This is a genomic window from Gracilibacillus orientalis, from assembly GCF_900114645.1.
In the GTDB taxonomy this organism is placed as follows: domain Bacteria; phylum Bacillota; class Bacilli; order Bacillales; family Amphibacillaceae; genus Gracilibacillus; species Gracilibacillus orientalis.
Genome location: NZ_FOTR01000006.1, coordinates 21,288 through 35,879, shown reverse-complemented (window position 1 = coordinate 35,879; position 14,592 = coordinate 21,288). Strand labels below are relative to the sequence as shown.

Below are 14,592 nucleotides of genomic sequence, written 5' to 3'. Positions count from 1 at the left end.
AAATTGTATACCATCTAAAATAACACGCTCAGTCAATTGACCGAGCGTGTTATTTTATGGTTTTGTTTTTAATTTTTTTGAATAGCTTTGATCTGGCGTTACGAAAAGTGTTTTTTGATTGTCATAGGTAACAAAACCTGGCTTCGCACCATTGGGTTTTTTTACATGTCTGATTAATGTGTAGTCGACCGGAACAGAAGAAGAGTGTTTCGACTTACTGAAATTGGCAGCGAGTTGAGCGGCCTCCAATAATGTTTCTTCACTAGGTTCTGTTGAACGAATTACTACGTGTGAACCGGGGATGTTTTTCGTATGCAACCATATTTCATCCTTGCGCGCCAATCGATTAGTCAAATGTTCATTTTGTTTATTATTTTTTCCCACCAAGATTTCCGTTCCATCTGTAGCGTAAAATGTTTCCGGAACTGGTTTCGTCACTTTCTTCTTTTTCTTTGTTTTGGTTTGCTTTTTCTTTAAATACCCTTGTTCCTGTAATTCCTCGCGTATTTCCTCAATATCTTGTTCTCTGGCAGAATCAATTTGTTCGATAATTTCATCTAAATATTCCATTTCCTGATACGTTTTCTTTTTTTCTTCCTCTACCATTTGTTTTGACGTTTTTAATTTGTGATACCTTTTGAAAAGAGCCTGCGCATTTTCACTTGGAGTTTTATTCTCATTTAAAGATATTATTCTTTTCGTTTGATCAGGGTCATAATAATCGACTACTTCGACTTCTTTGTCCCCTTTTTTAACTAAATGCATATGAGCCGTTAATAATTCACCGTCTCTTTGGTAGTGATCCGCATCCTTCGCTTGTTCCAATGTTTTATCCAATTTCACTAATTTACGTTTATTTTTCTTTTGTTCATTAGCTAAGAATCGTAATAAGTCTCCGGCTTTTTGCTTGACTCGATCACGTTCAGCCTTACCAGAATAGAACATATCCAACATGGTGCTGACAGAATTAAAATATTCTTTTACGCCGTCTTTGGTCGATAAAGGTAAAACATAAAAACTTTCTTTTTTATCCTTGGATGTAAAAGGTTTATAATCATGCTCTACTATCTGCTGTTGAATGTTAGTAAAGGCTTCTTTATAAGCGTCTGTTCTACCAATTCCCGCTTGCGCTACAATTTCCTTAGCCAAAACAGGAGAAATACCCATATACATATTCACGATTTGCTGATCGAGTTTCCCTGCATTGAAATCCAATTTCCGAATAAATGTATCTCCGTCAATGGTTAACGGATTGTATTTACCTTGATCAGGCGGTTCCACGTACTTACTCCCAGGTAAAATGGAACGGTGGCGGTTTTGTGCACTTGATACATGTTTAATACTTTCAAGAATAACTTGACGATCACGATCAACTAAAATGATATTACTGTGTTTTCCCATCAGTTCTACAATCAATGTTTTGGTACTTTTATCTCCCAATTCGTTCTTGGTCTGGAAGTGAATATGGATTATTCGTTCATTTTCTACTTGTTCAACCGATTCGATAAAGCTCCCATTTAAATACTTGCGAAGCATCATACAGTACATAGAAGGTTCTGCAGGATTTTCGTATGTATCTGTTGTAAAATGAATTCTGGCATAACTAGAATGAGCACTAATTAAAAGCTGTTTATTTGTACCAAATTTTCTTATAGTAAATAATAGTTCAGTATCCGTAGGCTGATATATTTTTAATGCACGTCCTGATGCCATCTCATTATGGAGTTCGTGTGTAATTGCACGAGTTACAATTCCATCAAATACCATTTAAATCACCTCATTATTTCATTATACCATTTTTTTATAGTAAAAAGAATGCAAGAATTATTTGGCTAATGATTAGAATTTTTGATATGATGATTATGGTTAGAAAGTAGTGTTTATACTGTTTAATATAGAAGGGATATGAAATATGTTAAGCATGACTGGTTTTGGAAGAGAAGAATTTCGAAATGATCAGCTGGAAATTAATGCAGAGATGAAGGCGGTTAATCATCGTTATCTCGACATTACTTTTCATATGCCTAAATTTTTATTACCTATCGAAGATCAATTGAAAAAAATAATTCAAGATAAGATCAAACGTGGAAAAATCAGTGTATCAATCTATATCTCAGGTACATATACGCATCGTAAACAATTACAAACAGATTGGGATTTAGTGGATCAATATGTTGATCATTTAAAACAATTACAAACGAAATACCAGCTTTCAGGAGAAATTTCAATGGATATGATCAGCCAGTTTCCCGATATATTTCACATTGAAGAAAAAGAAGAAATAAGCAATAATACAGAAACCTATGTAAAAAATACACTGTTAAAAGCGGTCAACAGCGCTAATCAAATGCGAACAATAGAGGGCAAAGAATTAAGAAAAGATCTCCTCATTAGGACAGAAAATATACAAGATAATATAAAACAGTTGGGTGAAAGACGAAAGATTGTTATAATAGAGTATCAAGAGCGAATTCTTGAACGTATTAACAGATATCTTGAAAATACGTCTGTTTCCGACGATTCAAAACTCTATCAGGAAGTCGCGCTGCTTGCAGAAAAAGGTGATATTTCCGAAGAGCTAACAAGAATAAATAGTCATATTAAGCAATTTCAACAAATTATGGAAGAAACTGATCCGGTTGGTAGAAAATTAGATTTTATTGTTCAGGAAATAAACAGAGAGTTGAACACAATAGGTTCTAAATCAAATGATACATGGATCAGTGAGCAAATTGTTTATTTGAAAAGTGAAGCAGAAAAAATGAAAGAACAAATACAAAATGTAGAATAAGTTGTTCTTTACAATTTAAGGGGGAGCTCGAGATGAGTTTGAAGTTAATTAATATAGGTTTTGGAAACGTGGTGTCTGCAAATAGAATTATTTCTATTGTATCACCAGAATCTGCTCCAATTAAACGTATCATTACAGTTGCGAGAGATAATAATAAACTGGTAGACGCTACATATGGCAGAAGAACAAGAGCGGTTATTATTACAGACAGTGACTATGTAGTGTTGTCAGCTGTTCAGCCAGAAACTGTCGGTCAACGAGTGATTAGTCATGATGAAATAAATGAAGAGTAGTAGGAGGAGCTATGTTGATTGAAGAGAAAGGTATACTGTTTATCCTATCTGGTCCATCTGGAGTTGGAAAAGGAACAGTACGAAAAGCGTTATTTGAACAAGACACGAACTTAAAATATTCTATTTCCATGACAACGAGAGCGATACGCGAAGGAGAACAAGAAGGTGTCGATTATTTTTATCGCACACATGACCAATTTGAACAAATGATTAATGAGAAGAAAATGCTGGAATATGCAGAATATGTGGGAAACTATTACGGCACACCCAAACAGTATGTAGAAGATACAATTGAAAAAGGTCACGATGTCTTTCTAGAGATTGAAGTGCAAGGTGCTTTACAAGTCAAAGAAAACTTTCCACAAGGTGTATTTATTTTTTTGATTCCGCCTAGCTTGGAAGAATTAAAAAATCGAATTATTGACCGTGGGACTGAAACAGAAGACCTCATCATGAACCGGCTAAAAGAAGCACGAAATGAAATTGAAATGATGGATAAATATGATTATGTTGTAGTAAATGATAATATAAATGAAGCTGTCAAGAAAGTTCAAGCCATTGTACAAAGTGAACATTGTAAGCGTGAAAGAGTAGCAAAACAATACAAAGCATTATTGGAGGTGGATGAAAAATGATTTTGGAACCGTCAATTGATAAATTGCAAACAAAAATTAATTCCAAATATACATTAGTAACTCTTGCAGCCAAAAGAGCACGACAAATTCAGGATACTAAAATACATCAAGTAGAATCACCAAAAGCAGCAACTTACGTGGGGATTGCTTTGGAGGAAATCTTAGAAGAAACATTAATCGTAGATCCTGAATATAAGATGATGAAAGAATAATATGGATGATGAATAGAAGAGACTCCCTCGCATTGCTTCTGCTTGCGGGGGTTTCTTCTATATCAAGAAAGGGGTTACCGATATGTTAAACGGAAAGAAAGTGCTTCTGGGTGTTTCTGGTGGTATTGCTGTGTATAAAGCAGTTGCATTAACAAGTAAGTTAACGCAGGCAGGAGCTGATGTGAAAGTAGTCATGACTGACCACGCTAAAGAATTTGTTACGCCTCTAACTTTTCAAGCAATATCAAGAAACCCAGTATATACGGATACGTTTGATGAAAAGAATCCGGCCAAAATAGCTCATATTGATTTGGCGGATTGGGCCGACTTAGTGTTACTGGCACCTGCTACGGCTAATATTATCGGTAAAATAGCCAATGGTATTGCAGATGACATGTTAACAACTACCTTATTAGCTACTCAAGCATCTGTTTATGTCGCACCTGCTATGAATGTTCATATGTATCAACACCCAGCAGTAATTCAGAATCTGCACACGCTTGAAAGCTGGGGGTATCGATTTATCGAACCGGGGGATGGCTACCTTGCCTGTGGTTATATTGGTAAAGGTCGTCTGGAAGAACCGGAAAATATCGTCGAACTGCTTGAAATGGACACAAATCGAACAAGTCAATGGAAGGATAAAAAAGTATTAATTACAGCGGGACCAACGAGAGAAGCGTTAGACCCGGTTCGTTTTTTTACCAATTATTCTTCAGGAAAAATGGGATATGCACTAGCACAAGCAGCAATGGAAAACGGTGCGGAAGTAGTCTTAATAACAGGACCTACCACCTTAACCCCTCCGCAAAATGTCACTACGATCGAAGTCAGCAGTGCTGATGAAATGTTTGAACAAGTGACAAAGCACTATGAAAACATGGATATTATTATTAAGACCGCTGCGGTAGCAGATTACCGTCCGGCATCGAGAAACAACCATAAAATGAAAAAGCAACAAGGGCCGTTAACAGTTGAAATGGAACGAACCAGGGACATTTTGCATTATCTTGGCCAGCATAAAAAAAAGCAATTTTTAGTTGGTTTTGCAGCGGAAACACAGGATGTCAAAGAGTATGGCAGAAAAAAGCTAGAAAAGAAAAATTTAGATGCGATTGTATTAAATGATGTCAGTCGTAAAGATATTGGATTTGATTCCGATCAAAATGAGGTATTATTTATGACAAGAGATGGGAAAGAACAGGCAATCGAACAAAACAGCAAAAGGAACATTGCCAAACAGATTATTCAACTAATTGATTATGAATTAAGGAAGGATTAAGTATGCGAGTTGCTAAAGTAATTGTGGATGTCCCAACAAATCAGACAAATCATACGTTCGATTATTTGATTCCAGAGGAAATGGAGAATCTTGTACAAAAAGGTATGCGTGTATCGCTTCCGTTCGGCCCCCGAAAAGTCATGGGATTTGTATTAGACCTTGTTGATCATTCTGATTTTGATAAACTTAAGCCTATTGAGGAAGTGATGGACCTTACACCGGTCTTAACGGAAGAATTACTACATCTAGGCAAATGGATTAGTGAGCAAACCGTCAGTTTTTATATCCAAACATTCCAAGCGATGTTGCCACAAATCTTAAAAGCAAAATACAAAAAAGAAATTGAATCATTAACCGAGTACGAATTACCTAATGAATTACAAAAGCTTTTTGCAGGTAGAGCCGTTATCGATTATGATGAATATATCGAAAGAAACGGTGACTACAATCTACTATTAAAAGAAGTACGGAACGGTCATGTTCAAATCAATTATATTGTTAAATCAAAAGAAACGAAGAAAACAAAACTGTTTATTGCACCGAATAATGAGACATACTTATTAGAGGAAGCACTAGAAGATATATCCAACCGGGCGAAAAAACAAAAGCAGATCATTGACTATTTTATTCAAAGTCCTGATCCTATTGAGCAGAAAGAACTTTTAACAGATTTGAAAACTACAACGGCTACCATTAATCAATTAGTAGAGAAAAAACTGTTAAAGAAAATAGAAAAGAAAGTGTATCGAGACCCATTTCAAGACAACGAATTTGAAAGAACACAGCCATTACCTTTAAATAAGCAGCAACAACAAGCGATTGAACCGATTTGGCAATCTATTGAAGAGAATTCGAATGAAGTATTTCTGTTGCATGGTGTTACAGGTAGCGGGAAAACAGAAGTCTATTTACAAGCGATAGAAAAGGTTTTAAATCAAGGAAAAGAAGCAATTGTATTAGTTCCTGAAATTGCACTTACACCACAGATGGTGCAACGGTTTAAAGGAAGATTTGGGTCAGAAGTGGCGGTTTTACATAGTGCATTATCACCAGGCGAGAAATTTGATGAGTGGACCAAAATCCATAAAAAAGAAGTGAAAGTAGTCGTAGGAGCAAGGTCGGCAATTTTTGCCCCATTTGAGAACATTGGAATTATCATCATTGATGAAGAACATGAAACCAGTTATAAACAGGATGAACAGCCACGATATCACGCGCGTGAAGTTGCCAAAAAACGAGGTGCTTATCATAACTGTCCAGTTATCTTAGGGAGTGCGACACCAATGTTGGAATCGTATGCCAGAGCCCAAAAAGGTGTTTACCACTTACTGGATATGCCCGAGCGAATGAATGAAGCAACGATGCCACCAGTTGATATTGTTGATATGCGTGACGAATTGTATGCAGGAAACCGTACAATGTTTTCACGAAAATTACTTGATGCGATTAAAGAGAGGATTGACCAGAATCAGCAAGTTGTTTTATTTTTAAATAGAAGAGGATATTCCACCTTTGTCATGTGTCGTGAATGTGGAGATGTCATGAAATGTCCGAATTGTGATATTGCCTTGACATTTCATAAAAGCTCTCACCAATTAAAATGCCATTATTGTGATTATCAAATACCTATGGTGAAAGAATGTGATGCATGTGGTAGTAAAACAATCCGTTATTTCGGAACAGGAACCCAAAAAGTCGAAGAGGCATTAAAAGAACATATTCCTGAGGCAAGCTTAATCCGAATGGATGTAGATACAACAAGGCGAAAGGGATCTCATAAAAAACTTTTAGATCAATTTGGTAATGGAAAAGCCAATATTTTATTAGGTACACAAATGATCGCAAAGGGATTGGATTTTGAAAATGTTACGCTTGTAGGTGTTTTGGCTGTTGATGCTATGTTACATTTACCGGATTTCAGGTCTGCTGAAAAAACTTTCCAACTGATGACACAAGTTAGTGGAAGAGCTGGGAGACATCGTTTACCCGGTGAAGTTATTATTCAGACATACACCCCAGAACATTACAGTGTACAATTAGCCAGTCGATATGATTATCAACGGTTCTTCCTACAGGAAATGGAGACGCGTAAAAGCTTTCATTATCCACCTTATTATTATTTAACATTAATTACAGTGTCACACCCGAATCAGTGGAAGGTACAAGAAGTTACTAAAACAATTTGCAAGCTGTTATTTAAATATTTATCAGATCAAGCTACTATTTTAGGACCAACTCCTTCACCAATGGTTCGCATAAATAATAGATATCGCTACCAGTGCATGGTAAAATATAAGGATGAACCTAATCAAAGAGAGATTATTCGCAAAATACAAACGCATTATTATGATGACATTCAACGACATGATTTAACAATACAAGTTGATTTTGAACCATATTCATTAATGTAAGAGGAGTTTTTCAAATGAAGAAAATCATTTTTATGGGAACACCAGATTTTGCTGTACCTGTATTAGAGCAATTGATTACGGAAGGATACCAAATAAATTTAGTGGTAACACAGCCTGATCGCCCTCGTGGTCGCAAAAAAGTCCTGACACCACCACCAGTAAAAGTGGCAGCTGAGAAGTATAAAATCCCCGTATTTCAGCCAGAGAAAATTAAAGATGATTATGAAGAAATTAAGAAGCAAAACCCTGATCTCATCGTCACTGCTGCCTTTGGACAATTGCTTCCAAAAGGGTTACTAGACATCCCAACATTTGGTTGTATTAATGTTCATGCTTCTTTATTACCGAAACTAAGAGGAGGCGCACCGATTCATTATGCGATTCTTGAGGGACACGAAAAAACAGGCATCTCAATTATGTATATGGCAGAAAAGTTAGATGCTGGAGATATTATTAGTCAGAACGAAGTCGTTATCGAAGACAATGATGATGTAGAACAATTACACGATAAGTTATCAGAAGTCGGAGCAGATTTATTATTAACAACGATTCCTTCTATACTTTCTGGTGATGCCAAACGAACGCCACAAGATGACACACAGGCAACTTTTGCACCAAATATTACTCGTGATCAGGAAAAAATTGATTGGAGTCAACCACAACAAGTTGTTTATAACCGTATTCGAGGATTACATCCATGGCCAGTTGCATTCACAACATGGCGTGATAAAGTAATGAAGGTATATCAAGCAACAAAAACGAACAAAGTAACAAACGAGTCAGCTGGTACAGTAATTGACACCAGTGAAGAAGGTATCATTGTTGCGACGGGTGACCAAAAATCAATAGAATTAACAGAAGTACAACCAGCAGGAAAGAAAAAAATGATGACAGCAGATTTTCTTCGCGGTGTTGGAAGTAATATGTCAGTAGGAGAGAAACTAGGCGAATGACAAAACAAACTTACAATATTAGAAACATAGCACTTGATCTTTTAATGCGAATAAGTGATCAAGGTGGATATAGTCATTTAGTTATTGATCAAATGCTCAAAAAAAATCAGCTTGAACCAAGAGATGGTGGATTACTTACAGAAATCGTATACGGTACACTACAAAGAAAGATTACGCTAGAATATGACCTAAACTCTTTTATTAGATCTAACAAAAAGATCGATAAATGGGTGAATTGGTTACTTTATTTATCCTTCTATCAAATGAAGTATTTGGACAAGGTGCCAGATCATGCTGTGATTCATCAGTCCGTTGAAATTGCGAAGCGAAAAGGGCATAAAGGAATTGCTAACTTTGTCAATGGTATTTTACGTTCGGTACAACGAGAGGGTTTTCCTGATTATCAGGAGATAAGTGATCCGGTGAAACGAGTTAGTATTGAAACCAGTCATCCGCTTTGGTTAGTAAAGCGTTGGAATGAGCAATATGGAATCGGAAAAACTGAAAAAATGTGTCAAACTAATATTACACATAAAAAAGTATCCATTCGTGTACAGCCGCTTCGGATCACAAGGGAGCAATTATTATCCAGGTTGGAAACCAGTCATATAAAAGCCAGCTTATCGCCTTTTTCTGAGCAAGGCCTAGTGATTGAAGAAGGAAATATTTTAAGAGATGAAACGTTTCAAGAATCTTTATTTACCATTCAAGATGAAAGCTCTATGTTAGTTGCAGAATTAATGGACTTAAAGGAAGGGATGGCTGTGCTTGATGCGTGTAGTGCACCTGGAGGCAAAGCAACACATATTGCAGAAAAAATGAATGATAACGGGAAAGTAAGTGCATATGATCTGCACGATAAAAAAGCAGAACTAGTCAGAAAAAAAGCTAAAGAACTAGGACTAACATCCATTCAATCAGCTCAATCTGATGCAAGGAAACTCCAGGAAAAACACGCTAAACAATCGTTTGATCGAATACTAATTGATGCACCTTGTTCAGGTCTTGGTGTACTTCGAAGTAAGCCTGATATAAAATATAATAAAACCAAAGAAGACATAGTTAAGCTGTCAATTATTCAAAAGGAAATTCTGCACCATATAGAACCATTGTTGAAAAACGAAGGCAAACTGATGTATAGCACTTGTACAGTTGATCAAGAGGAAAATGAAGAAGTTATCAAGGACTTCGTTGAAAAACATCCAGATTATCGAGTAGACCCTACATTTTTTGATGAACTGCCGGCAATATTGAAGGATAGTAGTGGTAGAAGTGAGTTCGGTATTCAGATTTTCCCTCAAGATATTAATAGTGATGGCTTTTTCATGACAAGACTAGTAAGAGATAGTTGATTGGGAGAAGAGGTGTTGAAATGAAATATGTATATCAATCCGACAAAGGTAAGATCCGTAAACTAAATGAAGATGCTGTAGCTGTTTTCCCTCGGGATAATGCGCTGCTTGCAGTGGTAGCCGATGGTATGGGTGGACATCAAGCAGGAGATGTGGCTAGTAAACTTACCATTGAACAAGTAGAAAAAATGTGGTCTGAATTGGATGAACCTTTAGAAAAGTTAAATATCGAAAATTGGTTAGCAGATTCTATTAAGGAAGTAAATAACTTGATATATAATAAAGCACAGTCTGACAGTGCTTGCCAAGGAATGGGAACTACCATTGTGGTAGCTGTTTGTACTGCACAAGAGCTTGTAATCGGCCATATTGGGGACAGCCGTGCATACTTATTTAATCAATCGACTTGGAAACAAGTAACTGATGACCATTCCCTAGTAGGTGAGTTAGTCCGTACTGGACAATTATCAGAAGCAGATGCGCAAGTGCACCCAAAAAGGAATGTTATTTTAAAAGCTCTAGGCACGGAACTAGATTTAGAACCAGATATTTTTCATTCAGATTGGAATGATTTTAAGCGATTATTAATTTGTTCTGATGGATTAACAAACAAAATTACAGATGAGGAATTACATCATATTATTATGCAAACAGATGATGATGAAGTAAGCCAAACATTAATAAATTTAGCTAATGAACGTGGAGGAGAAGACAACATCACTCTAGCAATTATAAATCAGCACGAAAAAGTTGGTGAGCCACCATGCTAGAAGGACAAGTATTAAATGAACGGTACGAGATTATTAAATTAATTGGTGGCGGTGGAATGGCTAATGTCTATCTAGGAAATGACAGCATTCTAGAGAGACAAGTAGCTATTAAAGTATTACGTTTAGAGTATGCAAATGATGAGGAATTCATTACAAGATTTCATCGGGAAGCACAGGCAGCTACAAGCTTATCACATCCGAATATCGTCAATATCTTTGATGTTGGAGAAGAAGATCAGATATATTATATGGTAATGGAATACGTAGATGGGATGACGTTAAAGCAATACATACAATTACATGCACCGATAGAAGTAGAGGAAGTCATAGAAATTATGACGCAAGTTACTTCTGCTATCACACATGCGCATGAAAATGGCTTAATTCACCGTGATATCAAGCCGCAAAACATTTTAATTGATCCTTATGGCCAAATTAAGGTAACAGATTTCGGTATTGCAATTGCATTAAGTGCAACAGCTCTTACGCAAACCAATTCTATGCTGGGATCTGTGCATTATTTATCACCGGAACAAGCACGAGGCGGGAAAGCCAATCGTAAATCAGATATATATTCTTTAGGAATTGTATTATTTGAATTATTAACGGGTCAGCTGCCATTTTCAGGGCAATCAGCAGTTTCGATTGCACTTAAACATTTACAATCTGAAACTCCGTCAGTGAAGGCATTTAACCCAAGGATTCCTCAATCAGTTGAAAATATTGTATTGAAGTCAACAACAAAAGATCCTTTTCATCGTTTTCAGGAAGTTTATGAAATGGAAGACAACTTAACACATGCACTAGACCCGAACCGATTACATGTAGCAAGATTTGAACCTCCAGAATCAGACGACGATACAATTACAAAAGCTATTCCGATAGTGAAGGATGAAAGTAGTATAAAGAACAATCCTGTTGATGAAGAGGCGACAACTGTAACCAATGGTAAAGAACAAGAAAAACCAAAAGAAAAGAAAAAGAAGAAGCGTAAAAAGACGTTTATATGGGTAACAAGTTTATTTGTAATCTTGTTCGGGGCCATTTTACTAGCATTATTTGTGTTGCCTAGTTTATTTCAACCGAAAGATGTTGTGATTCCTGATGTCTCAGGTGTAAGTTATGAAGAGGCACTGCAAGAGTTAGAAGATTTAAAATTGAATGTAATTAAAGAAGAAGATCACGATGAAGAAGTGGAAGAAAACTACGTGATCGAAACTTATCCGAGTCCCGATGAGACAGTAAAAGAAGGTAAAGATATTACTGTTTATGTCAGTTCAGGGCCCGAAACGGTTGAATTCGATGATTATGTAGGAAGTGACTACGAGCGTATTGAAGGGATACTTCAGGATGCCGACTTTAAAGATGTAAAGTTTTATGAAGAATTTTCGGATCAACCTATAGGAGAAATTATTGAACAAATTCAACCTGCTCCAGGATTAGAAGTAGTACCACGAGATACAAATGTGATTTTTGAGATTAGTAAAGGACCGGAAAAAATAACATTAAATAGATTGAACGGTTTGCATGTGGATGAAGCAACAGAATATTTAAAAGATAAGGGCCTTTCCGCCGATATTAACGAAGTAAACCATGAAAATGTGGAAGAAGGATATGTTGTTGAACAGAGTCCATCTGCGAATGAAGAGCTTGAAAAGGGAGAAGTTGTAGAGCTAACGGTATCCTTAGGACCAGAACCGAAAAAACAAATGACTCATACGGAATCATTTACCGTACCATATACTGGTGAACCTGATGAGGAAACAGATGAACAAGAACCTCAAGAAATTAGTATTTATGTAGAAGATATGAATAACAATATTTCTGAATTATATCAAGATGCAGAAAAGATTACCGAAGATACAACATTTTCGATCGAGCTGACGATTGAACCTGATGAAGAAGCAACTTATAAGGTGATCAGAGATGATGAAATCATCATTGAAAAAACAATATCATATGAAGATGTAGAGGGTGAGTAAATGCCAAAAGGTAAAATTGTCAAGGCTATAAGTGGTTTTTATTATGTGCAATATGAAGGTGGTCTTGTCCAATGCCGTGGAAGAGGGATTTTTCGCCAAAAGAAGATCACCCCTCTTGTTGGTGATTATGTTGATTTCGAATATCGAGACAAAAGAGAAGGCTATATTTTAGCTATAGAAGAACGTGATAATCAACTAACACGCCCGCCGATAGCTAATGTTGATCAGGCAATTATTGTCACCTCAGTCAAAGAACCGGATTTAAGTCTTAATCTTTTAGATAAGTTTCTCGTATTGGTTGAGTCCAAAGCGATCGAACCATTATTGTTTTTTACTAAGATGGATTTACTGACTGATCAAGAAGCTGTACTTATTAAAGAGAAGCTAGCTTATTATAAAAAGATCGGCTATACAGTGGAGTTTCTTTCTACTAAAGATAAGGAAGTGAATCATCAGTTATCAGTGTATTTAAATAATAAAGTATCTGTTTTTGCAGGGCAATCAGGTGTTGGAAAGACCTCCATTTTAAACAGAATTATACCTGGTTTACAGTTGGAAACAGACGATATTTCAGAAAGTTTAGGCAGAGGTAAGCATACCACTCGACATATGGAACTGATTCCATTTGAGCAAGGGTTAATTGCTGACACCCCTGGGTTTAGTGCGTTAGATTTTAAAGAAATTGATTTAGAAGAATTACCAGGTTGTTTTCCGGAATTTGTGAATTTACAAGATCAGTGTAAATTCAGAGGTTGTATGCATATTAAAGAGCCTAAATGTGCGGTTAAAGACGCTTTAGATCATAAGGAAATCTTAGAAGATCGTTATAAAAACTATTTGCAATTTGTTGAAGAAATAAAAAATAGAAAGCCGAGGTATTAACATGAGTACGAAAATAGCACCATCCATTTTATCAGCTGATTTTGGGATTTTAAAAGAAGAAATTGAAGATGTAATAAAGGGGGGAGCAGACTATATACATATTGATGTGATGGATGGACATTTTGTACCAAACATTACGATAGGACCTTTAGTATTATCTGCTGTTCGACCTGTTACAGATGCAACACTTGATGTACATCTCATGATTGAAAACCCTGATCGCTACATTCATGACTTTGCTGAGGCTGGTGCAGATATCTTAACAGTTCATGTTGAAGCATGTACCCATTTACACCGGAATTTACATATGATTAAAGATGCTGGTGTTAAGCCTGGTGTTGTCATTAATCCGGCAACACCGGTAGAAATGATTAAACCGATAATTAAAGATGTGGATCTTGTTCTATTTATGACAGTTAATCCTGGTTTTGGTGGACAGGTTTTTATACCTGAAGTGTTAGATAAAGTAAAACAAGCTGTAAAATGGCGTGAAGAACTAGGTTTATCATTTGAAATCGAAGTAGATGGTGGTGTGAACGTAGATACAGCGAAACAATGTGCAGAAGCAGGTGTAGATGTATTGGTAGCTGGTAGTGCCATATTTAATGAAAAAGACCGGGCATCAGCTATTCAAAAAATCAGAAATTAAGTCGAAATTGTTCGTCTTTCTAAAAATAAAGAAAGCTTATAATTGAGAAGATAAAACATAAACTGCGCAGTAACTTTATAAAGAACTTCCTTCCATTCTGCATTTTGATGATTGCTGCAATACGCTACGGCAGAATACTTCGCTTTTACCCAAGGGCACAAGTGCGACATCTGCTCAACCAAGTTTTCACAGTGTCTTCTATGCAGTGGGCACGGCATCAGCTAACTTGGTAAAGAAAATCACTTTACCAAGTGGATCTTCAGCCCGTGCTGTTCCCACAGGAGTCTGCGTATTCTGCCTACGCTGGTAAGGATTCATTGATGATTGAAAGGATAAAATCCATGGAATATATCTTTTGGCTTTCTTCTCACTTCATTAAA

The 14,592-nt window shown here is 36.3% G+C and carries 13 protein-coding genes; 12 read left to right on the top strand and 1 reads right to left on the bottom strand.

The genetic code is table 11. The features are described from left to right. Positions 1–54: 54 nt before the first annotated feature. Positions 55–1,767 (bottom strand): Rqc2 family fibronectin-binding protein, encoded by a 1,713-nt coding sequence (locus BM121_RS11900; protein ID WP_091483869.1) that lies wholly within the window; start codon positions 1,765–1,767, stop codon positions 55–57. A 145-nt stretch (positions 1,768–1,912) separates the two neighbouring features. On the opposite strand from BM121_RS11900, the gene BM121_RS11895 reads away from it, so the two are divergent. The 12 genes from BM121_RS11895 to rpe all read left to right on the top strand — a co-directional run bounded on the left by BM121_RS11895 (position 1,913) and on the right by rpe (position 14,212). Then, the gene (locus BM121_RS11895; RefSeq protein ID WP_091483868.1) at positions 1,913–2,791 is read left to right on the top strand and encodes a YicC/YloC family endoribonuclease; all 879 of its coding nucleotides are present in this window, start codon (positions 1,913–1,915) and stop codon (positions 2,789–2,791) included. A gap of 32 nt (positions 2,792–2,823) precedes the next feature. Then, on the top strand, positions 2,824–3,084 hold the full coding sequence (remA, locus tag BM121_RS11890) for an extracellular matrix/biofilm regulator RemA (protein ID WP_091483867.1): 261 nt from the start codon (positions 2,824–2,826) through the stop codon (positions 3,082–3,084). A 14-nt stretch (positions 3,085–3,098) separates the two neighbouring features. Then, a complete protein-coding gene (gene gmk / locus BM121_RS11885; RefSeq protein ID WP_091484084.1) occupies positions 3,099–3,719 on the top strand; it encodes a guanylate kinase in 621 nt (206 codons plus the stop codon). Then, a complete protein-coding gene (gene rpoZ, locus BM121_RS11880; protein ID WP_091483866.1) occupies positions 3,716–3,931 on the top strand; it encodes a DNA-directed RNA polymerase subunit omega in 216 nt (71 codons plus the stop codon). The genes gmk and rpoZ overlap by 4 nt, the downstream gene beginning before the upstream one ends. Before the next feature lie 82 nt (positions 3,932–4,013). Further along, positions 4,014–5,213, top strand: a complete 1,200-nt coding sequence (gene coaBC / locus BM121_RS11875; RefSeq protein WP_091483865.1) for a bifunctional phosphopantothenoylcysteine decarboxylase/phosphopantothenate--cysteine ligase CoaBC — start codon at positions 4,014–4,016, stop codon at positions 5,211–5,213. A gap of 2 nt (positions 5,214–5,215) precedes the next feature. After that, a complete protein-coding gene (gene priA / locus BM121_RS11870) occupies positions 5,216–7,624 on the top strand; it encodes a primosomal protein N' (RefSeq protein ID WP_091483864.1) in 2,409 nt (802 codons plus the stop codon). Between the two features lie 14 nt (positions 7,625–7,638). Beyond that, positions 7,639–8,577, top strand: coding sequence for a methionyl-tRNA formyltransferase (gene fmt / locus BM121_RS11865; protein ID WP_091483863.1), 939 nt, complete (start codon positions 7,639–7,641; stop codon positions 8,575–8,577). Then, complete coding sequence (gene rsmB / locus BM121_RS11860) at positions 8,574–9,929, top strand: 16S rRNA (cytosine(967)-C(5))-methyltransferase RsmB (RefSeq protein WP_091483862.1); 1,356 nt, start codon at positions 8,574–8,576, stop codon at positions 9,927–9,929. The genes fmt and rsmB overlap by 4 nt, the downstream gene beginning before the upstream one ends. Before the next feature lie 20 nt (positions 9,930–9,949). Beyond that, positions 9,950–10,699 carry a Stp1/IreP family PP2C-type Ser/Thr phosphatase gene (locus tag BM121_RS11855; protein WP_091483861.1) on the top strand — a complete coding sequence of 250 codons (750 nt, stop codon included), beginning with the start codon at positions 9,950–9,952 and terminating at the stop codon, positions 10,697–10,699. Next, the gene (pknB, locus tag BM121_RS11850) at positions 10,693–12,681 is read left to right on the top strand and encodes a Stk1 family PASTA domain-containing Ser/Thr kinase (protein WP_091483860.1); all 1,989 of its coding nucleotides are present in this window, start codon (positions 10,693–10,695) and stop codon (positions 12,679–12,681) included. Before BM121_RS11855 ends, pknB begins: the two co-directional genes overlap by 7 nt. Further along, positions 12,682–13,563, top strand: a complete 882-nt coding sequence (rsgA, locus tag BM121_RS11845) for a ribosome small subunit-dependent GTPase A (RefSeq protein WP_091483859.1) — start codon at positions 12,682–12,684, stop codon at positions 13,561–13,563. Between the two features lies 1 nt (position 13,564). Beyond that, positions 13,565–14,212: a ribulose-phosphate 3-epimerase gene (rpe, locus tag BM121_RS11840; RefSeq protein ID WP_091483858.1), complete on the top strand. Its 648-nt coding sequence runs from the start codon at positions 13,565–13,567 to the stop codon at positions 14,210–14,212. Positions 14,213–14,592 lie beyond the last annotated feature (380 nt).